Origin of the sequence: Streptomyces eurythermus (assembly GCF_014649115.1) — a bacterium.
Lineage (GTDB): Bacteria > Actinomycetota > Actinomycetes > Streptomycetales > Streptomycetaceae > Streptomyces > Streptomyces eurythermus.
Genome location: NZ_BMSK01000004.1, coordinates 292,318 through 313,114 on the forward strand (window position 1 = coordinate 292,318; position 20,797 = coordinate 313,114).

Sequence of the window (20,797 nt, forward strand, 5' to 3'; positions counted from 1 at the left end):
GCGCTCACGCCTGTCCGCGCACGCCCTTCGCCAGGTCCCCGGCCAGCTCGCGGACCGCCGCGAGGCCGGCGGCCTCGTCCGGCGCGTCCAGCATCCGCTTCACGAACGCCGAGCCGACGATCACGCCGTCCGCGAAGCCGGCGACCTCGGCGGCCTGGGCCCGGTTGGAGACGCCGAGCCCGACGCAGACGGGCAGGCCGGTGCCGGCGGCGCGGGTGCGCCGGACCAGGTCCTGGGCCTGCGCGCCGACGGACTCGCGGGTGCCGGTGACGCCCATGAGCGAGGCGGCGTAGACGAAGCCACTGCCCGCCGCGGTGATCTCGGCGAGCCGCTCGTCCTTGCTGCTGGGCGCCACCACGAAGATCGTCGCGAGGCCGTGCTTCTCGGCGTGCTCGCGCCACAGCGCCGACTCCTGCACCGGCAGGTCGGGCAGGATGCAGCCGGCGCCGCCCGCCTCGGCCAGCTCGGCGGTGAAGCGCTCGACGCCGTAGCGGTCGATGGGGTTCCAGTACGTCATGACCAGGATCGGCTTCCCGGTGGCCCGGTAGGCCTCGCGGACCGTGCGCATGACGTCGGCGATCCGCACCCCGCCGCGCAGGGCGATGTCGTCGGCGGTCTGGATGACCGGACCGTCCAGGACCGGGTCGCTGTGCGGCAGACCGACCTCGACCACGTCCGCGCCGCTCTCCAGGACGGCCTTGACCGCCTCGATGCCGCCGTCCACGGTCGGGAACCCGGCCGGGAGGTAGGCGATGAGCGCGGACCGGCCCTCGGCCCTGGCGCCCGCGAGGGTGTCCGACAGCAGCTGGATGTTCCCGCTCACTTGGCGTCCCCCTCGATCTCGGCGGTGTCGGCGGCGTCGGCCGCCACCTCGGCGTCGGTGTCGTACAGGCCGAAGTAGCGCGCGGCGGTGTCCATGTCCTTGTCGCCGCGGCCGGAGAGGTTGACGACGATCAGGCCGTCCGGGCCCAGCTCGCGGCCGACCTCCAGGGCGCCGGCCAGGGCGTGGGCGCTCTCGATGGCCGGGATGATGCCCTCGGTGCGCGACAGCAGGCGCAGTGCCCGCATGGCCGCGTCGTCGGTGACCGCGCGGTACTCGCCGCGGCCGGAGTCCTTCAGGTAGGAGTGCTCGGGGCCGATGCCCGGGTAGTCCAGACCGGCCGAGATGGAGTACGGCTCGGTGATCTGGCCCTCGTCGTCCTGGAGGACGTAGGAACGGGAGCCGTGCAGGATGCCGGGCTCGCCGGCGGTGAGGGTGGCCGCGTGCTCGCCGGTCTCGACGCCGTGGCCGGCCGGCTCGCAGCCGATCAGGCGGACGCCCTCGTCGGGGATGAAGGCGTGGAAGAGGCCGATGGCGTTGGAGCCGCCGCCGACGCAGGCGACGGCCGCGTCCGGCAGCCGGCCGGCGCGCTCCAGGAGCTGGCGGCGGGCCTCGACGCCGATGACCCGGTGGAAGTCGCGGACCATGGCCGGGAAGGGGTGGGGGCCGGCGACCGTGCCGAACAGGTAGTGGGTGTGGTCGACGTTGGCGACCCAGTCCCGGAACGCCTCGTTGATGGCGTCCTTCAGGGTGCGGCTGCCGGACTTCACGGCGACGACCTCGGCGCCGAGCATGCGCATGCGGGCCACGTTCAGGGCCTGGCGCCGAGTGTCGACCTCACCCATGTAGATGGTGCAGTCCAGGCCGAACAGCGCGCAGGCGGTGGCCGTGGCGACGCCGTGCTGGCCGGCTCCGGTCTCGGCGATGACCCGGGTCTTGCCCATGCGCTTGGTGAGCAGGGCCTGGCCGAGCACGTTGTTGATCTTGTGGGAGCCGGTGTGGTTGAGGTCCTCGCGCTTGAGGAAGACGCGGGCGCCGCCGGCGTGTTCGGCGAAGCGGGGGACCTCGGTGAGCGCCGACGGGCGGCCGGTGTAGTTCACCAGCAGGTCGTCGAGTTCGCGGGCGAACTCGGGGTCGTTCTTGGCCTTGTCGTACTCGACGGCGACCTCGTCCACGGCGGCGACGAGGGCCTCCGGGATGAACTTGCCGCCGAACGCGCCGAAGTAGCCCTCGGCGGTGGGGACCTGACCCTCCGGGTCGGGAATGAAGAATTCGCTGGGCATGCGGAAACCTCACGGTGAGTTTCTTGGGAAAGAACCGATCGCCGTGGGGCTCGGGTCGTCTGTCGGCTGCGGGCCGGATGTGGCCTGTCGCGCCCGCGCGGCGGTAGCCGCATATCAGATGGAGTCCCGCGCCCCTAGGGGGCGCGCTGCCATCGACGCCCGTTGACCTGCCCGGGTTCGTCACCGATGACGTACCTGACGCGCCGGCCGTGCACGCGCCGCGCGGGCGCGCGACAGCCACGCGGACGGCAGCCGCGCGCCAGGCGCGCGTGCCGGTCCACGGTCGTCATGGTGGGAGTCATCGGGTCCAGCCTAGCGGGAGTCAGCCCCGGCCGTGCCGGAGTGCCGGGTGCTCGCCCGCGGCGACCAGGTCGGCGACGGCCGCCTTGGGGTCGCGGCCGGTGACCAGGGACTCGCCGACCAGGACCGCGTCGGCGCCGGCGTTGGCGTAGGCGATCAGGTCGTGCGGGCCGCGCACACCGGACTCGGCGACCTTCACGAGGTGGTCGGGGATCTCCGGGGCGACCCGCTCGAAGGTGCCCCGGTCGACCTCGAGCGTCTTGAGGTTGCGCGCGTTGACGCCGATGACCTTGGCGCCCGCGTCCACCGCCCGCTCGACCTCGTCCTCGTCGTGCACCTCGACCAGCGGGGTCAGGCCGATGGACACCGCGCGCTCGATCAGCGACTCCAGGGCCGGCTGGTCCAGGGCGGCCACGATCAGCAGCGCGAGGTCGGCGCCGTACGCGCGGGCCTCCCACAGCTGGTACGACGTGACGATGAAGTCCTTGCGCAGCACCGGGATGTCCACGCGGGCGCGGACGGCCTCCAGGTCGGCGAGCGAGCCGCCGAAGCGGCGCTGTTCGGTCAGGACGGAGATGACGGCCGCGCCGCCCGCCTCGTAGTCCGCGGCGAGGCCGGCCGGGTCGGCGATGGCGGCCAGCGCGCCCTTGGAGGGGCTGGACCGCTTGACCTCGCAGATCACCTTGACGCCGTCGCCCTTGAGCGCGGCGACCCCGTCCTTGGCGGCGGGGGCCTTGGCCGCGCGCTCCTTGAGCTCGTCGAGGCTGACACGGGCCTGCCGCTCGGCGAGGTCGGCACGGACTCCGTCGATGATCTCGTCGAGCACACTCACGCGAGCGGCCCCCTTCCAGACGGTGGGTTCCTTCAGGCTCCGAAAAGCCCGTGGTCAATTGCGATGGTATCCGCACAGGTGCGGTGGCTTCGCATCCGGTTGACGGCGGTCCCACTCCGTGGACATCCGTCCGCCGGTGCGGTCAGGGGCGGAGCCAGCCGCCGGACGGCAGGTTCCGCAGGACGGTGAACGCCAGCAGCAGGGCGGCGACGGCCCACATGTGCGGGGGGCCGAGACCGATCCGCAGCGGCCTGCCGCGGGCCGCGCGGGCCGTCCAGACGGTCCACAGTACGGCGAGGCCCAGGTAGGCGGCCACGGCCGGCGCGTTGGCGTGCAACGCGGTGAGCAGGTCGCCGTGGACGAACGCGTGCGCGCTGCGCAGTCCGCCGCAGCCCGGGCAGTACAGGCCGGTGAGCAGGTACAGGGGGCAGGCGGGGTAGTGGCCGCTCTCGTTGGGGTCGACCGCGCCGACGTAGGCGAAGGCCCCGGCCACGGCCGCCAGCAGCCCGAGGGGGACGGCGAGCCGGCGCCGGACGGGCACGTGCACGGCGGGCGGCGCCGGGTGCGGGGCACCGTCGAATCCGGGCCGCGGGGCGCCTTGGGGTACGGGCTGCGGGGCGCCGCCGGGAACCTCTGGCGGGGCCGTACGGCTGTCGGCGTTCACGCGGGCATTCTGCCCCGCCCGGTACGGCTCCGCCCGCCGGGCGGCACCGACGTCCGGGCCGTGGAGCGGGCGCGGCAGCGAGGGGCCGCGAGAACACGAGAGGCGGTCCGCACCCCTGCCGGATGCCGGGCCGCCTCTCGGGGGAAGCGTGGGCTCAGCGGCCCGCGGCGGCCGGCTCCGGGCTCGCGGACGTGCGCGCCACGGCGGCGGTCTGCTTCGGCTGGCCGAGGCCCATGGCCCGCATGATGCCGCCGACCACGCCGCCGAGGAGCGTGAGCGCCATGCCGGCCCAGAAGCCGACGGGCTGGGCCATCACCATGAAGGCGCCCGCGACGCAGAAACCGATGAAGGCGATGATGACACCGGTCCAGGCGGCCGGGGTGTGACCGTGGCCGTGGCTGCTGCCCGCCATGACTTGCTCCTCGTTGTTGCTGATCTACGTGTCGTATGAGGCGTCGTACGCTCGCCGCGTCCATTGTCCCGTAGGCGTGCGCGCGCCGGACGCGGGGGTGGCGTCTGGTTCGCCACACCGCTTACGGCCGTGCCGGTTCAGGCGCCCGTCGGGTCCTCGCCCCGGTCCAGGGCCTTCCAGATCTCCTCGGGCCGTTCCGGGTCGGCCGGGCGGGCGGTGCGCCGGGGGCGGGCGGTGCCGCGCTCGTAGCGGCCGGACATCGCGGGCCACAGGCGGCCGTAGCGCAGGGCGAGCAGCCCGGCGAGCAGGATCAGCAGCCCGCCGGCGGCCGCGACGTACGGCCAGCCGGTGTGGGTGAGCGCGTGGACGGTGGCGGAGCTGTCGCCGCTCACCTTGGCGGCCCGCTCGTCCAGCGCGGAGCCGTCGGAGACGGCCGCCAGGGCCGCGACGGCGATGCCGGCGCCGGACAGCGCGAGCAGCCCCGCGACGACGAGGCGGCCGGCCCGGCGGACGGCGAAGACCGCGACGAGCGCGGCGAGGCCCACTATGGCGAGCGCCGCGGGGACGCCCGTGACGTCGCTGCCCTTGGCCGTCAGCGGGAACGCGCCACCGGCCACCGCCGCGGTGCCCTCCGCCCAGCGCTGCCGGGTCGCGAGCAGCGCCACGGCCGCGCCGAGCGCGCCGAACAGCAGGGCCACGGCGAGGCTCCGCCGGCCGGACCGGGCGGGTGCGGGGGCTTCGGAACGAAGGTGAGGTACGGCAGTCACGTACTCCACTATCGCCTGAACCCCCCGCGGACCGGCACCCGGGGTTGCTATGAGAAGCGCCCTATTGCCCGAGGCGGTTGGCCGTGTGCACGGCCCGCAGCACCGCCGCCGCCTTGTTGCGGCACTCCTGGTCCTCGGCGACCGGGTCGGAGTCGGCGACGACGCCCGCGCCGGCCTGGACGTACGCGGTGCCGTCGCGGAGCAGGGCGGTGCGGATGGCGATCGCTGTGTCGGAGTCGCCGGCGAAGTCCAGATAGCCGACGCAGCCGCCGTACAGGCCGCGCCGGGACGGCTCGAGCTCGTCGATGATCTGCATCGCGCGGGGCTTGGGGGCGCCGGAGAGGGTGCCGGCCGGGAAGCACGCGGTGAGCACGTCGAAGGCGGTGCGGCCGGGGGCCACCTTGCCGGTGACGGTGGAGACGATGTGCATCACGTGCGAGTAGCGCTCGATGGACATGAAGTCGACCACCTCGACCGAGCCGGGCTCGCAGACCCGGCCGAGGTCGTTGCGGCCGAGGTCGACCAGCATCAGGTGCTCGGCGCGCTCCTTGGGGTCGGCGAGCAGTTCCTCGGCGAGCGCCTGGTCCTCCTGCGGGGTGGCCCCGCGGTGCCGGGTGCCGGCGATGGGGTGGACCATCGCGCGCCCGTCCTCGACCTTCACCAGCGCCTCCGGGGAGGAGCCGACGATGTCGAAGCCGTCGAAGCGGAACAGGTACATGTACGGCGAGGGGTTGGTGGCCCGCAGCACCCGGTAGACGTCCAGGGCACTCGCCGTGCAGGGGGTCTCGAAGCGCTGGGAGGGCACGACCTGGAAGGCCTCGCCCGCGCGGATGCGCTCCTTGATGTCCTCCACGGCCCGCTGGTAGTCGGCGCCGCCCCAGCGGGCGGTGTACTCGGGCAGTTCGGAGGGCGGCAGGTGGGCCGGGGGCTGGGAGACCGGGCGGGAGAGGTCGGCCTCCATGGCGTCCAGGCGGGCCACGGCGTCCGCGTACGCCTCGTCGACGCCGGTGTCCAGGTCGTTGTGGTTGATCGCGTTGGCGATCAGCAGGACCGAGCCCTCCCAGTGGTCCATCACCGCGAGGTCGCTGGTCAGCAGCATGGTCAGCTCGGGCAGCCCCAGCTCGTCGTGCTCGCCGGGGCCGATCTTCTCCAGGCGGCGGACGATGTCGTAGCCCAGATAGCCGACCATGCCGCCGGTGAAGGGCGGCAGGCCCTCCTGGTGCGGGGTGTGCAGGGTCTGGAGGCTGGCGCGCAGGACCGCGAGGGGGTCACCGTCCGTGGGGACGCCGACGGGCGGGGTGCCGATCCAGTGGGCCTGGCCGTCCCGGGCGGTGAGCGTGGCGGCGCTGCGGACCCCGACGAAGGAGTACCGGGACCAGGAGCGGCCGTTCTCCGCCGACTCCAGCAGGAAGGTGCCGGGGCGTTCGGCGGCGAGCTTGCGGTAGAGCGCGACCGGTGTGTCACCGTCGGCCAGGAGCTTGCGGGTGACCGGGATGACGCGCCGGTCGCCGGCCAGCTTGCGGAAGGTCTCTAGATCCATGGCGGCCGACCTTACTGAGCGGACGCCGGAGCGGCGGCGTCCGCGTCCCTCAGGAGCACGTCCTCGTCGAAGCAGGTGCGCGCGCCGGTGTGGCAGGCGGCTCCCACCTGGTCGACCCGGACCAGCAGGGTGTCGCCGTCGCAGTCCAGCGCGACCGACTTCACCCGCTGGACGTGGCCGGAGGTGTCGCCCTTGACCCAGTACTCCCGGCGGCTGCGCGACCAGTAGGTGCAGCGGCCGGTGGTCAGCGTGCGGTGCAGTGCCTCGTCGTCCATCCAGCCGAGCATGAGGACCTCGCCGGTGTCGTACTGCTGGGCGATGGCGGGGACGAGCCCGTCGGCGCTGCGCTTGAGCCGCGCGGCGATCTCGGGGTCGAGGCTGCTGGGCCGGGGGTTGCCGGTCGTACTGGTCATGGGTGCCATTGTGCCGCGCGGCACCGACAGCGGGCCCCGCGCGTCCGGAGAACGGTCACGGCGGCCGTGGGGCCCCCGCCGGGAGGCCACGGGTGGGCGGAACGATCACCTGGTCGTAGGCTGGCTGCATGTCGACCTTCGCCAAGCGTGAACGGCTGCTGCTCGCCGACCTGTTGGAAACCGTCGGTCCGGATGCCGAGACCCTCTGCGCGGGCTGGCGGACCCGGGACCTGGCCGCGCATGTCGTCGTGCGCGAACGCCGCCCGGACGCGGCGGGCGGCACCCTGCTCAAGCAGCTCGCGCCGCGCCTGGAGAAGGTGATGGCCGAGTACACCGCGAAGCCGTACGGGGAGCTGATCCGGCTGATCCGCACCGGCCCGCCGCGCCTGTCGCCGTTCCAGCTCAAGCAGGTCGACGAGGCGGCCAACATCATCGAGTTCTACGTCCACACGGAGGACGTCCGCCGCGCCCAGCCGGAGTGGACCCCGCGCGAGCTGGACCCGGTGTTCCAGGACGCGCTGTGGTCCCGGCTGGAGCGCGCCGCGCGGCTGCTGGGGAAGGGCGCGCCGACGGGGCTGGTGCTGCGCCGCCCGGACGGGCAGACGGTGGTGGCGCACCGGGGCACGCCGGTGGTCACGGCGACCGGTGAGCCCTCGGAGCTGCTGATGTTCGCGTACGGGCGGCAGAGTGTGGCCAGGGTCGAGCTGGTCGGGGACGCGGACGCGATCGACAGGCTGCACGAGTCCAGGCAGCTGGGCATCTGACGGGGTTCGTCAGCCGGGGAGTTCCGCGCGGCGCAGGGCCGGTACGGCGAGCAGGACGAGGCCGCCGAGTCCGCAGACGGCGGCGCTGACGGCGTAGACCGGGCCGAGTCCGAAGGTGCCGGTCGCGGCGGCGGCGAAGGGCAGGCTCAGCGGGGTGAGGCCGAGGCTGACCAGGCCGGCGACGGCGGTGACGCGGCCCAGGTAGGCGGGGTCGGCCTGGGTCTGGAGCAGGGCCCCGCACAGGGCGCCGCTGAGTCCGGTGAGCAGTCCGACGAGCAGGGCGGTGCCGACGGCCGCGGCGAGGCCCGGGACGAAGCCAAGGGCGCCGACGGCCACGGAGCCGGCCGTGCACGCGCACCCGGTGAGCAGTCCGGCGCGGGGCAGCCTGCCACGGGCGGCCAGCAGCAGGGAGGCGGCGCCCGCGCCGGTGCCGAACCCGGCCAGTATCCAGCCCATGCCCGCCGCGCCCCAGCCGCGGTGGTCGGCGAGCAGGGTCAGGCCGACGTTCAGCGGGGCGACGAAACCGAGGTCGCCGAGCGCGATGGCGATCATGAGCGGCCCGAGGACCCGGTGCCGGCGGACGTGGCGCAGTCCGGCCTTCAGATCGGCCCAGGCGGTGACACCGCCCCCGGTACCGGCGGGGAGGTCCCGTACGCGCACGGACAGCAGCAGGGGTATCGACAGCGCGATGAGCGCTCCGGCGAGGGCGAAGGCCGCCGGGGCGCCGCCGAAGGCCACGCCGAGGCCGCCGAGCGGGGCTCCGACGACGCTCGCGGCCCGGATGGCGAGGCCGCGCAGTCCCTGGACGCGGGCGAGCTGGTCCTTGCCGGTGATCCGGGCGGGCAGGGCGCCCACGGCCGGCATGAACACGGCGTCGACGGTGCCGAAGACGCACGCGAGCAGGGCGAGGGGCCACAGCCCCGGGTGGGTGAGGAACAGCAGGGCGGCCACGGCGAGGACGGCGGCGCAGCGCACGGCGTCGCTGCCGATCACGACCCTTCTCGGACCGAGCCGGTCGGCGATCACCCCTCCCCCGAGCATCAGCACGGCCCTCGGCAACGCGCTCGCGGCCATCACGAGCCCGGCCTGCGCGGGCGTCCCGGCCTGGACGGCGGCCCAGGACAGGGCGAGGTAGAAGACGTTGTCGCCGAGCATCGAGGAGGTGTAGGCCCCGAGCCAGCGCAGCACATTGGGGTCACGGTGGGCGCGCGCGGGGGCGGGGGGTATGAGCGTGGCGGTCACGCGGGAGGTCCTCTCGGGCACGGGGACGGCGACGGCGGGCCGAGGCCGGTGACGGCGGTGGGAGGCCGGTGACGGCGGCCGGTCCGAGGCCGGTGACGGCGGTCCGAGGCCGTAGCCGCCCATGCGGAGGCCCCGGCCGCCCGGCCGGGGCCTCCCTTACGGTCTCGCTGCTACGGTCCGGCTACCTGACGGGGTGCCCGGCCTCCCGCAGGGTCTCCTTCACCTGGCCGATGCGCAGGTCGCCGAAGTGGAAGACCGAGGCGGCCAGGACCGCGTCGGCGCCCGCCTCGACGGCCGGCGGGAAGTCGGCGAGCCGGCCGGCGCCGCCGGAGGCGATCACGGGGACCGTGACGTGCTTGCGGACGGCGGCGATCATCTCCAGGTCGTAGCCGTCCTTGGTGCCGTCGGCGTCCATGGAGTTCAGCAGGATCTCGCCCGCGCCCAGCTCGGCCGCCCGGTGCGCCCACTCCACCGCGTCGATGCCGGTGCCGCGCCGGCCGCCGTGGGTGGTGACCTCGAACGTGCCTTCGGGGGTACGGCGGGCGTCCACCGACAGGACCAGCACCTGGCGGCCGAACCGCTCGGCGATCTCCCGGATCAGGTCGGGGCGGGCGATCGCGGCGGTGTTCACGCCCACCTTGTCGGCGCCCGCCCGCAGCAGCTTGTCCACGTCCTCGGCGGTGCGCACACCCCCGCCGACGGTCAGCGGGATGAACACCTGCTCGGCGGTGCGGCGCACCACGTCGTAGGTCGTCTCCCGGTCGCCGGAGGACGCGGTGATGTCCAGGAACGTCAGTTCGTCGGCGCCCTCGGCGTCGTACACCTTGGCCATCTCGACGGGATCACCCGCGTCGCGCAGGTTCTGGAAGTTCACGCCCTTGACGACCCGGCCGTTGTCCACGTCCAGGCAGGGGATGACTCGGACCGCCAGGGTCATGACTGCTCAGGCTCCTCTGAATGCTTCTAGTTCCACTTCGACCAGGATGCGCGGGTCGACGAAGCCCTCGACGACCAGCAGGGTCGAGACCGGGCGCACCGAGTCGAACAGCTCCTGGTGGGCCCGGCCGACGGCGTCCACGTCCCGCGCATGGGTCAGGTACATCCGGGTGCGGATCACGGACTCGATACCGAGGCCGAACTCCGCGATCGCCTCGACGGCGCTGGTGAACGCCACCTTGGCCTGTTCGTACGGGTCGCCCTCGCCGTACAGCACCGGGCCCTTGAAGGACGTCGTGCCGCCCACCAGCACCCGGTCGCCCGCCGCCACGGCGCGTGCGAAACCGAAGGACTCTTCCCAGGGACTTCCGCTTCTCACACGCCGTACGGCTTCGGACGTCATGACGACACAGCCTCCAGGGCCTCTTCCAGGGTGAACGCCTTCGCGTACAGCGCCTTCCCTACGATGGCGCCTTCGACACCGAGCGGCACCAGAGAGGCCAGGGCCCGCAGGTCGTCCAGGGAGGAGACGCCGCCGGAGGCGACCACCGGGCGGTCGGTCGCCGCGCACACGTTGCGCAGCAGCTCCAGGTTGGGGCCCTGGAGGGTGCCGTCCTTGGCGATGTCGGTGACGACGTAGCGGGCGCAGCCCTCCTTGTTCAGCCGCTCCAGCGTCTCGTACAGGTCGCCGCCGTCGCGGGTCCAGCCGCGGCCGCGCAGGGTGGTGCCGCGGACGTCCAGGCCGACGGCGATCTTGTCGCCGTGCTCGGCGATCACCCGGGCGACCCACTCGGGGGTCTCCAGGGCGGCGGTGCCGAGGTTCACCCGGGTGCAGCCGGTGGCGAGGGCGGCGGCGAGGGTGTCGTCGTCGCGGATGCCGCCGGACAGCTCCACCTTGATGTCCATGGCCCCGGCGACCTCGGCGATCAGGTCGCGGTTGTCGCCGGTGCCGAACGCGGCGTCCAGGTCGACCAGGTGCAGCCACTCCGCGCCGGCGCGCTGCCAGGCGAGGGCGGCCTCCAGCGGGGAGCCGTAGGAGGTCTCGGTGCCGGACTCGCCGTGTACGAGGCGGACGGCCTGGCCGTCGCGGACGTCGACGGCGGGGAGCAGTTCGAGCTTGGCCATGGTCTACAGGGTTCCGATCCAGTTGGTGAGGAGCTGGGCGCCGGCGTCGCCGGACTTCTCGGGGTGGAACTGGGTGGCCCACAGGGCGCCGTTCTCCACGGCGGCCACGAACGGCTTGCCGTGCGTCGACCAGGTGACCTTGGGGGCCTCGATCACCGGGTTGTGGGTTTCCAGGGACCACTCGTGCACGGCGTAGGAGTGCACGAAGTAGAAGCGGGCGTCGGCGTCCAGGCCCGCGAACAGCCGCGAGCCGGCCGGGGCGTCGACGGTGTTCCAGCCCATGTGGGGCACCACGTCGGCCTGGAGCGGCTCGACCGTGCCGGGCCACTCGTCCAGGCCCTCGGCCTCGACGCCGTGCTCGATGCCGCGCGCGAAGAGGATCTGCATGCCGACGCAGATGCCCATGACCGGGCGCCCGCCGGACAGCCGGCGGTCCACGACCCAGTCGCCGCGCGCGTCGCGCAGGCCCTTCATGCAGGCGGCGAACGCGCCGACGCCGGGCACGAGCAGCCCGTCGGCGTTCATCGCCTTGTCGAAGTCACGGGTGATCTCCACATCGGCGCCCACGCGCGCGAGGGCGCGTTCGGCGGAGCGGACGTTGCCGAAGCCGTAGTCGAAGACGACGACCTTCTTCTTGCCGGACGGGGCGCTCAATTCCACACCTCCAGCCGCATGACGCCCGCGACCAGGCACAGGGCCGCGCCGATCGAGAGCAGGACGATCAGGCTGGTGGGCATCTTCTGCTTGACGAAGGAGATGATCCCGCCGACCAGGAAGAGGCCGACGACGATCAGCAGGGTCGACAGACCGGTCATGGGTTACAGCGCGCCCTTCGTCGACGGGAGGATGCCGGCCGCGCGCGGGTCGCGCTCGGAGGCGTACCTGAGGGCCCGGGCCAGCGCCTTGAACTGGCACTCCACGATGTGGTGGGCGTTGCGGCCGTAGGGCACGTGCACGTGCAGCGCGATCTGCGCCTGGGCGACGAAGGACTCCAGGATGTGCCGGGTCATCGTGGTGTCGTACTCGCCGATCATCGGCGCCATGTTCTCGGGCTCGGTGTGCACGAGGTAGGGGCGGCCGGACAGGTCGACGGTGACCTGGGCGAGGGACTCGTCCAGCGGGACCGTGCAGTTGCCGAAGCGGTAGATGCCCACCTTGTCGCCGAGGGCCTGCTTGAAGGCGGCGCCCAGCGCGAGGGCGGTGTCCTCGATGGTGTGGTGGGAGTCGATGTGCAGGTCGCCGTCGGTCTTCACGGTCAGGTCGAACAGACCGTGCCGGCCGAGCTGGTCGAGCATGTGGTCGTAGAAGCCGACGCCGGTGGCGATGTCGGTGCGGCCGGTGCCGTCGAGGTCTATCTCGACGAGCACCGAGGTCTCCTTGGTGGTGCGCTCCACGCGTCCAACGCGGCTCATGAACCCAGCTCCTTCTTGACTTCCCGTACCGCGTCGAGGAACGCGTCGTTCTCCTGCGGGGTGCCGGCGGAGACACGCAGCCACCCCGGTACGCCGTTGTCCCGGACCAGCACGCCCCGGTCGAGGATCTTTTGCCAGGCCGCGTGGGCGTCGGCGAACCGGCCGAACTGCACGAAGTTGGCGTCGGACTCGGTGACCTGGTAGCCGATCGCGCGCAGCTCGGCGACCAGCCGGTCCCGTTCGGCCTTGAGCTGCTCCACGTACCCGAGCAGCGTGTCGGTGTGCTCCAGCGCGGCGAGCGCGGTCGCCTGGGTGACGGCCGACAGGTGGTACGGCAGCCGGACCAGCTGGACGGCGTCCACGACGGCCGGGTGCGCGGCCAGGTAGCCGAGGCGCAGGCCGGCGGCGCCGAACGCCTTGGACATCGTGCGGGAGATCACCAGGTGCGGGCGGCCCTCCAGCAGCGGCAGCAGCGAGGCGCCGTGGCTGAACTCGATGTACGCCTCGTCCACGATCACCATGGACGGCTTGGCCGCCTGCGCCGCCTCGTACAGCGCGAGGACGGTCTCGGCCGGGACCGCGTTGCCGGTGGGGTTGTTGGGGGTGGTGACGAAGACGACGTCCGGCTTGTGCTCGGCGATGGCGCGCTCGGCGGCGGCCAGGTCGATCGTGAAGTCCTCGTTCCGGGGGCCGGAGATCCAGCCGGTGCCGGTGCCGCGCGCGATGAGCGCGTGCATCGAGTACGACGGCTCGAAGCCGATGGCCGTGCGGCCCGGCCCGCCGAAGGTCTGGAGCAGCTGCTGGATGACCTCGTTGGAGCCGTTGGCGGCCCAGACGTTCTCGATGCCGAGGGGGTACCCGCCGCTCTTCGTCAGGTACTCGGCCAGCCCGGTGCGCAGCTGGACCGCGTCCCGGTCCGGGTAGCGGTTCAGGTCGCGGGCGGCCTCGCGCACCCGCTCCGCGATCCGCTCGACCAGCGGCTCGGGCAGCGGGTAGGGGTTCTCGTTGGTGTTCAGCCGTACGGGCACGTCCAGCTGGGGCGCGCCGTAGGGGGACTTGCCGCGCAGCTCGTCCCGGATGGGCAGATCGTCGATGCCGGTCACTTGCTCTCGGGTACCTTCCAGCCGAACCTCGCCTTGATCGCCGCGCCGTGCGCGGGCAGGTCCTCCGCCTCCGCCAGCGTCACCACGTGGTGGGCGACCTCGGCGAGCGCGTCCCTGGTGTAGTCCACGATGTGGATGCCGCGCAGGAAGGACTGGACGGACAGGCCCGAGGAGTGACAGGCGCAGCCGCCGGTGGGCAGGACGTGGTTGGACCCGGCCGCGTAGTCGCCGAGCGAGACGGGGGCCCAGGGGCCGATGAAGATCGCGCCCGCGTTGCGGACCCGGCCGGCCACCTCGGCGGCGCCGGCGGTCTGGATCTCCAGGTGCTCGGCGCCGTAGGCGTCGACCACCTTCAGGCCCTCCTCGATGCCGTCCACCAGGACGATCGCGGACTGCCTGCCCCCCAGGGCGGGCACGATCCGGTCGTCCACGTGCCGGGTGGCCGCGACCTGCGGTGCCAGCTCCTTCTCCACCGCGTCCGCGAGGTCCGCGGAGTCGGTGACCAGGACGGCCGCCGCGAGCGGGTCGTGCTCGGCCTGGCTGATCAGGTCGGCGGCCACGTGCACCGGGTCGGCGGTGTCGTCGGCGAGGATCGCGATCTCGGTCGGGCCGGCCTCGGCGTCGATGCCGATCCTGCCGGTGAAGTAGCGCTTGGCGGCGGCGACCCAGATGTTGCCGGGGCCGGTGACCATGTTGGCGGGCGGGCAGGACTCGGTGCCGTACGCGAACATCGCGACGGCGGTGGCGCCGCCCGCGGCGTACACCTCGTCCACGCCGAGCAGGGCGCAGGCGGCCAGGATCGTCGGGTGCGGCAGGCCGCCGAACTCGGCCTGGGCCGGGGAGGCGAGCGCGATGGACTCGACGCCGGCCTCCTGCGCGGGCACCACGTTCATCACCACGGAGGACGGGTAGACGGACCGCCCGCCGGGCGCGTACAGCCCGACCCGCTCGACCGGCACCCACTTCTCGGTGACCGAGCCGCCCGGCACCACCTGGGTGGTGTGGGTGGTGCGGCGCTGGGCGCGGTGGACCAGCCGGGCGCGGCGGATGGACTCCTCGAGGGCGGCGCGTACGGCCGGGTCGAGACCGGCGAGCGCGTCGGTGAGCGCCTGCGCCGGGACACGGACGTTTTCCAGCCGTACTCCGTCGAATTTCTCGGCGAAGTCGATCAGCGCCGCGTCACCGCGATGATGCACGGCCTCGCAGATCGGGCGCACCTTCTCCAGGGCGGCCTGAACGTCGAAGTCGGCTCGGGGCAGCAGGTCGCGCAGGGCGGGGCCCTCGGGAAGGGCGTCGCCGCGCAGATCGATTCGGGAAATCACAGTGTCAATTCTCGCAGACCGCCGTCGGGAGCCGGCCGCGCGTATCAGTGGCTGATACAGAGCATGGGCCAATGGCCGGCCCGCCGTGGGCGAAAACCCGTACTTGACGTGCCGCGGACGGGCACGACATCGCCCGTCAACCGGTTTTTCGCGGGTCAACGCCTGGTACAGACGGTGGCCGGAAACCGGACGATCACCTTCACGACGGGTGTTCGACAGGTCACACAGCGGGCATGAACGGCTGTACGAAACGCATGGCGCGGAGAGAGGAGAGCGGTGACCGAGGGAGCCGGCGTCCGCATCGCCACCGGGGACCTGCCGGACGACCTGACCGCGGCCGAGGCGGGCATGTGGCAGGCCTTCCGCAACGGCAGCGTGTACGACCTGAGCAGCGGGGACCTCGCGGCCGACGACCCGCACGGCGGGATTCCCTGGGGCCCGGAGCGGACCGTGCGGGCGCGCATCGTCTGCTGGCTGCTGCTGGACGGCCCGCCGGCGCTGGCCGGCCGGGTGTCCTCGCTGAAGCTCGTCGGCGTACGGATCGACGGCGTGCTGGATCTCGCCGGCGGCCAGGTCACGCCGTACGTGGAGCTGACGAGGTGCCGCTTCGACCAGGAGGTCCGGCTGCCGGAGGCCCGGTTCACGACCGTGCGCCTGGTGGACTGCGCGGTGCCGCGGCTGGAGGCGGCCAGGGTGCACACGGAGGGCGATCTGCATCTGCCGCGCTGCCGGTTCCAGAGCGGGGTCCGGCTGACGGACGCCCAGATCGGCACCGACCTGCTGCTCAACCAGGCGATCGTGTACCGGGACCGCAGCGGCCGGTCGATCGCGGCGGACGGCATGACCGTCGGCCAGGACCTCCAGGCGGAGATGCTGGAGTCGCACGGAGAGCTGAGCCTGCGCGGCGCCCAGGTCGGCGTCTCGCTCAGCCTGCGCGGCGCGAAGCTCACCAACCCCCATGCCCGGTTGGCCCTGAACGCCCCCCAGCTCACGGTCGAGCGCACCCTGTATCTGACCCCGGCCGGCGTGGGCAGTCCGGCGCTCAGCGGCACCACGCCCGCGCACGGGACGCGCATCCAGCGCTTCGAGTGCCGGGGCGGGGTGCGGCTGGACGACGGCCGGTTCGGGGACGCCGTCGACCTGGAGCGGGCCCGGTTCGCCTTCACCGACGACCAGGAGCTGTCGCTGCGCCGGGTGCAGACGCCGGAGCTGCGCTTCCTCGGGGACAAGCCGCAGCGCGGCAAGGTGGTGCTGTCGGGCGCGCGGGTGGTGAACCTGGTGGACCGCGCGAGCAGCTGGCCGGAGGCGGGCAATCTGCACATGGGCGGGTTCACCTACGAGAACCTGGTGCCGCAGGGCCCGTTCCCGCTGACCCGGCGCCTGGACTGGGTCGCGGCGGCCACCGCCGAGTACGCCCCGGAGCCGTACGAGCGGCTGGCCTCGGTGCTGCGCTCCGCCGGGGAGGACGAGGACGCGCGGGAGGTGCTGCTCGCCAAGCAGCGCCGGCGGCGCGAGACGCTGCCGCCGGCCGCCAAGGTCTGGGGCTTCGCGCAGGACTGGACCGTGGCCTACGGCTACCGCCCGGGCCGGGCCGCGGTGTGGATGGCGGTGCTGTGGGCGGCGGGCACGCTGGCGTTCGCGCACGCCGCCCATCCGCCGGTGAGCTCCGGCGGCCATCCGGCCTGGAGTCCGGCGCTGTTCACGCTGGACCTGCTGCTGCCGGTGATCGACCTCGGCCAGACGGGCCAGTGGCAGCTGCGCGGCGGCTGGCAGTGGCTGGCGACGGTGATGATCCTCGCCGGCTGGGTCCTGGCGACCACGGTGGCGGCGGGCGCGACCCGGCTGCTGCGGCGGAGCTGACCTCGCCGCACGCGCACAAGCCCCCCGCACCCGCGCATGAGGCACATTCGCCCTTTACCGGACCTTTACCTTTTGCCGTACAACCTTCCATGACTTGCCTTGTCCCTCTGGCGCCACCCCGACCTGCGGACTTTCAATGGTCGACACCATGGCTCTGCTGCCCTCGTTCATCCGCCCCCACCGCCGGATGACCCGACGACGACCCGCGCACCCGGCCCACCGGCCACCGGCCGGGGACGAGGCCGTGCTCGACGCGCCCGACGACCGCCTCTCGCCCGCGCTCGTCGCGGCCGGCCGGGGCGAGTACGCCACCGCGGCCGGTCTGCTCGCCGACACCCGCGCCACGGCCGACTGGGAGCACCGGGACCGGTACGCCCGGCGCCTGGCCGCCTTCGCCCGCTCCCGCCCGGAGTGGTACGAGGAGTGGCGCGCCGCCGACCCCCGCGACCCCGGAGTGCTGCTGGTCGGGGCCCAGCTGGCGGTGGACCGCGCCTGGCCCTCGCCGGGCCGGGCCGAGCTGCTGCGCGAGGTGAGCCCGCTGATCACCGCCGCCGCCCGCGCCGACGACCGCGACCCGGTGCCCTGGCGCATCGCGCTGGACCACGCGCGCGGCACCCGGGCCGGGCACCGCTACTTCGAGGAGCTGTGGGAGGCCGCCGTCCGGCGCGCTCCGCACCACTACGGCTGCCATGTGGCCGCCCTGCGCTATCTGGCCGCCTCCTGGCACGGCTCCCACCGCGAGTGCTTCGACTTCGCCGACCGGGCCGCGCAGGACGCCCCGGCCGACTCGCTGGTCCAGGCGCTGCCCGCCCGGGCGGCCTTCGGCTATCTGACCGACGGCTGCGGCGCGGCGGTGCCCCGCGGCCGGCTGGAGGCGGCGGCGGACCGGGCGATCGCCCTGTCCGCGCGGCTGCCGGCGGCCGACCCGGCCCCGGCCGAGGTCCGCAACAAACTGCTGTACGTGCTGCTGCGGCTGGAGCGCTGGCGGGACGCCCGGGCCCAGCTGCGGCTGATCGGCCCGTACGCCACGTCGTTCCCCTGGGACCGGTTCTCCGAGGACCCGCTCGGCCACTTCCTGAAGCTGCGCGAGCAGCTGCAGACGGCGCTGCCCGGGGCCGCCCTGGCCGGGCTGCTCTCGGCGCCGCCGGAGCCCGGTGACGGACACGGCGGACACGCCCGCGCCGCAGGCCACTAGGCTGGGGCGCCGTGACCACCGTCCGTCTGCCGCTCTTTCCGCTGAACTCGGTGCTGTTCCCGGGTCTCGTGCTGCCGCTGAACGTCTTCGAGGAGCGGTATCGCGCCATGCTGCGCGACCTGCTGAAGACCCCCGAGGACGAACCGCGCCGGTTCGCCGTCGTCGCCATCAGGGACGGCCACGAGGTCGCGCCGAGCGCCCCCGGCATGCCCGATCCCACCGCGCGTCCCGAGCGGGGCCCGGCCGCCGGGTTCGGCCCGGACCCGCTCCGCGCCTTCCACGGGGTGGGCTGCGTGGCCGACGCGGCGACCATCCGGGAACACTCCGACGGCACGTTCGAGGTGCTGGCGACCGGCACGACCCGGGTACGGCTGCTGTCCGTGGACACGTCCGGCGCGTATCTGACGGCGGAGCTGGAGGAGCTGGCGGAGGAGCCCGGGGACGACGCCGGCGCGCTGGCCGAGGACGTCCTGCGCTCCTTCCGCCGCTACCAGAAGCGGCTGGCGGGCGCCCGGGAGCGCTCGCTGTCGTCCGGCGCGGAACTGCCGGACGACCCGGGCGTGGTGTCGTACCTGGTGGCCGCGGCGATGGTGCACGACACGCCGACCAAGCAGCGGCTGCTCCAGGCGCCGGACACCGCCTCGCGGCTGCGGGACGAGCTGCGGCTGCTGCGCGCGGAGACGTCGATCATCCGCAGCCTGCCGTCGCTGCCCGCGTTCGAACTGACGCGGACGCCGACGAGCCTGAACTGAGGGACCACGAGGAAACCGAGGATGGCGAAGAAGCAGAAGAAGACCCAGTCCGGGGGCACGCCCGCGACGGTGGCCCTGACGGCGGCGGGCGTGGACTTCACCGTCCACTCCTACGACCACGACCCGTCCCACCCCTCCTACGGCGAGGAGGCGGCCGAGGCCATGGGCGTCTCCCCCGACCGGGTCTTCAAGACCCTGGTGGCCGACGTGGACGGCTCCCTGGTGGTCGGCGTGGTCCCGGTGGCCGGCTCGCTGGACCTGAAGGCCCTGGCGGCGGCGGTGGGCGGCAAGCGGGCGACGATGGCCGACCCGGCGCTCGCCGAGCGCACCACGGGCTATGTCCGCGGCGGCATCTCCCCGCTCGGCCAGCGCAAGAAGCTCCCCACCGTCCTCGACGACTCGGCCGGGGCCCACCCCACGATCTGCGTCTCGGCGGGCCGCCGCGGCCTGGAGGTCGAACTGTCCCCGAAGGACCTGGCCGAACTGACGGACGCGGTACTGGCCCCGATCGGCAAGAGCTGACCGGAACGGGCCGACCGGCTACGTCACTACGGCGTGCCGTGCGCCGTCGCTACGGCGTCTCGGGGTCGCGGGGGCCGAACAGGGCGGTCAGGCCGAGGTGGGCCAGGAGCGCGGCGAGCGGCCAGGCCAGCAGCGCGCCCTTGGCCGACAGCTTCAGCGGCGCGGAGAACGTCACGCCCTTGCCCACGGCCTGGGCATGCGCGAGCACGTCCGGGTCGGGGCCCAGCCAGACACCGAGGCGCCAGGCCAGCAGGGACCCGAGCAGGCCCCCGAGCCCGAGCGCGACCACCAGGGGCGCCCCGCCGTGCCGGCGCAGCAGGAAGACGACGAGCGCGCTGACGAGTCCGAAGCCGAGCCCCAGCAGAGTGAACGTTCCGTCGACCCCGACGGCCTGCTCCCCCTCGCTGTCCTTCAGGTAGACGACCCAGCTCTTGTCCAGCACGTCGCCGACCAGCGGCACGTGCGGCGCCAGCCACCACCACAGCAGACCCAGCAGCACCCCGCCGAGCGCCAGTACCACCGTGATCACTGCGGCCTCCCGCAGCTCCGTCCGCAGCCCGGGTCCGTCCTGTTCCGGCGCATGCCCGGCGAGCGCCTCGGCGGGCGGCGGCCCCTGCCGGACCTGGTGCGCGGAGTCGTCGTGCGGTGGCGGAGTCAACGGTGCGGTCACCCTGCCATCGTGCCAGGTCGCGCCGTGCGCCGCGTCACCGGACGGCGGCCCTGCGGTAGGCCCGGGTCGCCACGGCCAGCGAGACGACGCCGACGCCCGCGCACACGCCCAGGTCAGCGAGGACGAGGGCCCAGTCCGGGTGCGGCCCGAAGGTCCGGGCGTACGCCTCCACGCCGTAGGTGGAGGGCAGCAGATCGCGGGCCAGCCGGATCACCTCCGGCATCCGCCCGGCCGGCAGCACGCCCAGCAGCAGCGCCGCCGACATGCCCAGCTGGCCGAGCAGCGTGGCCAGCTCCGGCCGCGGCGCGAGCAGCCCGCACGCGGCGCCGAGCCCGGCGAGCGCGGCCCCGGCGAGCGGGACGACGGCCAGCAGGACCCACAGGTTGGTCAGCGGCAGCCCGAAGAGCACACAGCCGAAGACGGCGGTGACCAGGGTGCCCGGCACGGTGAAGGAGGCGTAGGCCGCCGCCGCACCCAGCACCACCGCGGCCGGCGGCACCGGCAGGGTGGCGTAGTGGTCGAGCCCGCCGCTGGCCCGCAGCTGACCGAAGTACTGCGAGAGCAGGTTCAGCGCCACGTAGGCGACGACCAGCACCGACGAGCCGGCCACCACGGACTGGGCCTCGTCGCCGCCCTCGACCACACCGCGCATCATCACGGCGATGCCGATGGACTGGAAGGTCGCCACGAACAGCAGCGGGATCCGCGCCACCCGGGCCCGGGACAGCTGTGCCCGGTAGACGGCCGCCAGCGACGGCCACAGCCGCGCACGCGGCCCGAGCTCGGCCGGGCCGGACGCCGTCTCCGGCACGGCCCGGGAGCCGCCGGGCAGAACCTCGGCGGGTACGACACTCACGACGAGC

25 protein-coding genes are annotated in these 20,797 nt (G+C 73.7%); 5 read left to right on the forward strand and 20 right to left on the reverse strand.

Annotation, left to right across the window (positions count from 1 at the left end):
- Window positions 1-4: 4 nt before the first annotated feature.
- The 9 genes from trpA to hisI all read right to left on the reverse strand — a co-directional run bounded on the left by trpA (window position 5) and on the right by hisI (window position 7,031).
- Window positions 5-823 carry a tryptophan synthase subunit alpha gene (gene trpA / locus IE251_RS09190; RefSeq protein ID WP_189752402.1) on the reverse strand — a complete coding sequence of 273 codons (819 nt, stop codon included), beginning with the start codon at window positions 821-823 and terminating at the stop codon, window positions 5-7.
- Complete coding sequence (gene trpB, locus IE251_RS09195) at window positions 820-2,103, reverse strand: tryptophan synthase subunit beta (RefSeq protein ID WP_030783568.1); 1,284 nt, start codon at window positions 2,101-2,103, stop codon at window positions 820-822. The genes trpA and trpB overlap by 4 nt, the downstream gene beginning before the upstream one ends.
- A gap of 134 nt (window positions 2,104-2,237) precedes the next feature.
- Window positions 2,238-2,405 carry a tryptophan biosynthesis modulator TrpM gene (gene trpM, locus IE251_RS42060; protein ID WP_359412264.1) on the reverse strand — a complete coding sequence of 56 codons (168 nt, stop codon included), beginning with the start codon at window positions 2,403-2,405 and terminating at the stop codon, window positions 2,238-2,240.
- 20 nt (window positions 2,406-2,425) lie between these two features.
- Window positions 2,426-3,235: an indole-3-glycerol phosphate synthase TrpC gene (gene trpC / locus IE251_RS09200; RefSeq protein ID WP_189752403.1), complete on the reverse strand. Its 810-nt coding sequence runs from the start codon at window positions 3,233-3,235 to the stop codon at window positions 2,426-2,428.
- 142 nt (window positions 3,236-3,377) lie between these two features.
- The gene (locus IE251_RS09205) at window positions 3,378-3,782 is read right to left on the reverse strand and encodes a DUF2752 domain-containing protein (RefSeq protein ID WP_229896682.1); all 405 of its coding nucleotides are present in this window, start codon (window positions 3,780-3,782) and stop codon (window positions 3,378-3,380) included.
- Between the two features lie 271 nt (window positions 3,783-4,053).
- Window positions 4,054-4,311 carry an HGxxPAAW family protein gene (locus tag IE251_RS09210; protein WP_030783559.1) on the reverse strand — a complete coding sequence of 86 codons (258 nt, stop codon included), beginning with the start codon at window positions 4,309-4,311 and terminating at the stop codon, window positions 4,054-4,056.
- A 137-nt stretch (window positions 4,312-4,448) separates the two neighbouring features.
- The gene (locus IE251_RS09215) at window positions 4,449-5,087 is read right to left on the reverse strand and encodes a TIGR02234 family membrane protein (RefSeq protein ID WP_189752405.1); all 639 of its coding nucleotides are present in this window, start codon (window positions 5,085-5,087) and stop codon (window positions 4,449-4,451) included.
- Window positions 5,088-5,139: 52 nt separating this feature from the next.
- A complete protein-coding gene (locus IE251_RS09220) occupies window positions 5,140-6,618 on the reverse strand; it encodes an anthranilate synthase component I (protein ID WP_189752406.1) in 1,479 nt (492 codons plus the stop codon).
- An 11-nt stretch (window positions 6,619-6,629) separates the two neighbouring features.
- Window positions 6,630-7,031 carry a phosphoribosyl-AMP cyclohydrolase gene (hisI, locus tag IE251_RS09225; RefSeq protein ID WP_189752407.1) on the reverse strand — a complete coding sequence of 134 codons (402 nt, stop codon included), beginning with the start codon at window positions 7,029-7,031 and terminating at the stop codon, window positions 6,630-6,632.
- A 128-nt stretch (window positions 7,032-7,159) separates the two neighbouring features.
- On the opposite strand from hisI, the gene IE251_RS09230 reads away from it, so the two are divergent.
- On the forward strand, window positions 7,160-7,795 hold the full coding sequence (locus tag IE251_RS09230) for a TIGR03085 family metal-binding protein (RefSeq protein WP_189752408.1): 636 nt from the start codon (window positions 7,160-7,162) through the stop codon (window positions 7,793-7,795).
- A 9-nt stretch (window positions 7,796-7,804) separates the two neighbouring features.
- On the opposite strand, the gene IE251_RS09235 is transcribed toward IE251_RS09230, so the two are convergent.
- The 9 genes from IE251_RS09235 to hisD form a co-directional block, all read right to left on the reverse strand.
- A complete protein-coding gene (locus IE251_RS09235; protein ID WP_229896669.1) occupies window positions 7,805-9,037 on the reverse strand; it encodes an MFS transporter in 1,233 nt (410 codons plus the stop codon).
- 181 nt (window positions 9,038-9,218) lie between these two features.
- Window positions 9,219-9,974: an imidazole glycerol phosphate synthase subunit HisF gene (gene hisF, locus IE251_RS09240; protein WP_189752410.1), complete on the reverse strand. Its 756-nt coding sequence runs from the start codon at window positions 9,972-9,974 to the stop codon at window positions 9,219-9,221.
- A 6-nt stretch (window positions 9,975-9,980) separates the two neighbouring features.
- Complete coding sequence (locus IE251_RS09245; RefSeq protein ID WP_189752411.1) at window positions 9,981-10,376, reverse strand: RidA family protein; 396 nt, start codon at window positions 10,374-10,376, stop codon at window positions 9,981-9,983.
- On the reverse strand, window positions 10,373-11,098 hold the full coding sequence (gene priA, locus IE251_RS09250; RefSeq protein ID WP_189752412.1) for a bifunctional 1-(5-phosphoribosyl)-5-((5-phosphoribosylamino)methylideneamino)imidazole-4-carboxamide isomerase/phosphoribosylanthranilate isomerase PriA: 726 nt from the start codon (window positions 11,096-11,098) through the stop codon (window positions 10,373-10,375). The genes IE251_RS09245 and priA overlap by 4 nt, the downstream gene beginning before the upstream one ends.
- A 3-nt stretch (window positions 11,099-11,101) precedes the next feature.
- Window positions 11,102-11,752: an imidazole glycerol phosphate synthase subunit HisH gene (gene hisH, locus IE251_RS09255; protein WP_189752413.1), complete on the reverse strand. Its 651-nt coding sequence runs from the start codon at window positions 11,750-11,752 to the stop codon at window positions 11,102-11,104.
- Window positions 11,749-11,913 carry a CG2302 family histidine operon protein gene (locus IE251_RS09260; protein ID WP_030605407.1) on the reverse strand — a complete coding sequence of 55 codons (165 nt, stop codon included), beginning with the start codon at window positions 11,911-11,913 and terminating at the stop codon, window positions 11,749-11,751. The genes hisH and IE251_RS09260 overlap by 4 nt, the downstream gene beginning before the upstream one ends.
- A gap of 3 nt (window positions 11,914-11,916) precedes the next feature.
- A complete protein-coding gene (hisB, locus tag IE251_RS09265) occupies window positions 11,917-12,510 on the reverse strand; it encodes an imidazoleglycerol-phosphate dehydratase HisB (RefSeq protein WP_030783530.1) in 594 nt (197 codons plus the stop codon).
- Window positions 12,507-13,613 (reverse strand): histidinol-phosphate transaminase, encoded by a 1,107-nt coding sequence (locus IE251_RS09270; RefSeq protein ID WP_189752414.1) that lies wholly within the window; start codon window positions 13,611-13,613, stop codon window positions 12,507-12,509. The genes hisB and IE251_RS09270 overlap by 4 nt, the downstream gene beginning before the upstream one ends.
- Window positions 13,610-14,935 carry a histidinol dehydrogenase gene (gene hisD, locus IE251_RS09275; protein WP_189752415.1) on the reverse strand — a complete coding sequence of 442 codons (1,326 nt, stop codon included), beginning with the start codon at window positions 14,933-14,935 and terminating at the stop codon, window positions 13,610-13,612. Before hisD ends, IE251_RS09270 begins: the two co-directional genes overlap by 4 nt.
- Window positions 14,936-15,211: 276 nt before the next feature.
- Here hisD and IE251_RS09280 point away from each other — a divergent pair, with 276 nt between their 5' ends.
- The 4 genes from IE251_RS09280 to ybaK all read left to right on the forward strand — a co-directional run bounded on the left by IE251_RS09280 (window position 15,212) and on the right by ybaK (window position 19,264).
- Window positions 15,212-16,795: an oxidoreductase gene (locus tag IE251_RS09280; protein ID WP_189752416.1), complete on the forward strand. Its 1,584-nt coding sequence runs from the start codon at window positions 15,212-15,214 to the stop codon at window positions 16,793-16,795.
- Window positions 16,796-16,931: 136 nt separating this feature from the next.
- Window positions 16,932-17,990, forward strand: a complete 1,059-nt coding sequence (locus IE251_RS09285; RefSeq protein WP_189752417.1) for a hypothetical protein — start codon at window positions 16,932-16,934, stop codon at window positions 17,988-17,990.
- An 11-nt stretch (window positions 17,991-18,001) separates the two neighbouring features.
- Window positions 18,002-18,742, forward strand: coding sequence for an LON peptidase substrate-binding domain-containing protein (locus tag IE251_RS09290; RefSeq protein ID WP_189752418.1), 741 nt, complete (start codon window positions 18,002-18,004; stop codon window positions 18,740-18,742).
- A 21-nt stretch (window positions 18,743-18,763) separates the two neighbouring features.
- Window positions 18,764-19,264 (forward strand): Cys-tRNA(Pro) deacylase, encoded by a 501-nt coding sequence (ybaK, locus tag IE251_RS09295; protein ID WP_189752419.1) that lies wholly within the window; start codon window positions 18,764-18,766, stop codon window positions 19,262-19,264.
- A gap of 49 nt (window positions 19,265-19,313) precedes the next feature.
- Here ybaK and IE251_RS09300 read toward each other — a convergent pair whose 3' ends face one another.
- Window positions 19,314-19,934 (reverse strand): AAA family ATPase, encoded by a 621-nt coding sequence (locus tag IE251_RS09300; RefSeq protein ID WP_189752420.1) that lies wholly within the window; start codon window positions 19,932-19,934, stop codon window positions 19,314-19,316.
- Window positions 19,935-19,968: 34 nt separating this feature from the next.
- On the reverse strand, window positions 19,969-20,790 hold the full coding sequence (locus tag IE251_RS09305; protein ID WP_189752421.1) for an ABC transporter permease: 822 nt from the start codon (window positions 20,788-20,790) through the stop codon (window positions 19,969-19,971).
- Window positions 20,791-20,797 lie beyond the last annotated feature (7 nt).

Bases quoted from the DNA above. Each gene is read 5' to 3' on its own strand.
- trpB (WP_030783568.1), bottom strand. From the start codon at position 2,103: ATGCCCAGCGAATTCTTCATTCCCGACCCGGAGGGTCAGGTCCCCACC.
- trpM (WP_359412264.1), bottom strand. From the start codon at position 2,405: ATGACTCCCACCATGACGACCGTGGACCGGCACGCGCGCCTGGCGCGC.
- IE251_RS09210 (WP_030783559.1), bottom strand. From the start codon at position 4,311: ATGGCGGGCAGCAGCCACGGCCACGGTCACACCCCGGCCGCCTGGACC.
- IE251_RS09220 (WP_189752406.1), bottom strand. From the start codon at position 6,618: ATGGATCTAGAGACCTTCCGCAAGCTGGCCGGCGACCGGCGCGTCATC.
- hisI (WP_189752407.1), bottom strand. From the start codon at position 7,031: ATGACCAGTACGACCGGCAACCCCCGGCCCAGCAGCCTCGACCCCGAG.
- IE251_RS09230 (WP_189752408.1), top strand. From the start codon at position 7,160: ATGTCGACCTTCGCCAAGCGTGAACGGCTGCTGCTCGCCGACCTGTTG.
- hisF (WP_189752410.1), bottom strand. From the start codon at position 9,974: ATGACCCTGGCGGTCCGAGTCATCCCCTGCCTGGACGTGGACAACGGC.
- IE251_RS09245 (WP_189752411.1), bottom strand. From the start codon at position 10,376: ATGACGTCCGAAGCCGTACGGCGTGTGAGAAGCGGAAGTCCCTGGGAA.
- priA (WP_189752412.1), bottom strand. From the start codon at position 11,098: ATGGCCAAGCTCGAACTGCTCCCCGCCGTCGACGTCCGCGACGGCCAG.
- IE251_RS09260 (WP_030605407.1), bottom strand. From the start codon at position 11,913: ATGACCGGTCTGTCGACCCTGCTGATCGTCGTCGGCCTCTTCCTGGTC.
- hisB (WP_030783530.1), bottom strand. From the start codon at position 12,510: ATGAGCCGCGTTGGACGCGTGGAGCGCACCACCAAGGAGACCTCGGTG.
- IE251_RS09285 (WP_189752417.1), top strand. From the start codon at position 16,932: ATGGTCGACACCATGGCTCTGCTGCCCTCGTTCATCCGCCCCCACCGC.
- ybaK (WP_189752419.1), top strand. From the start codon at position 18,764: ATGGCGAAGAAGCAGAAGAAGACCCAGTCCGGGGGCACGCCCGCGACG.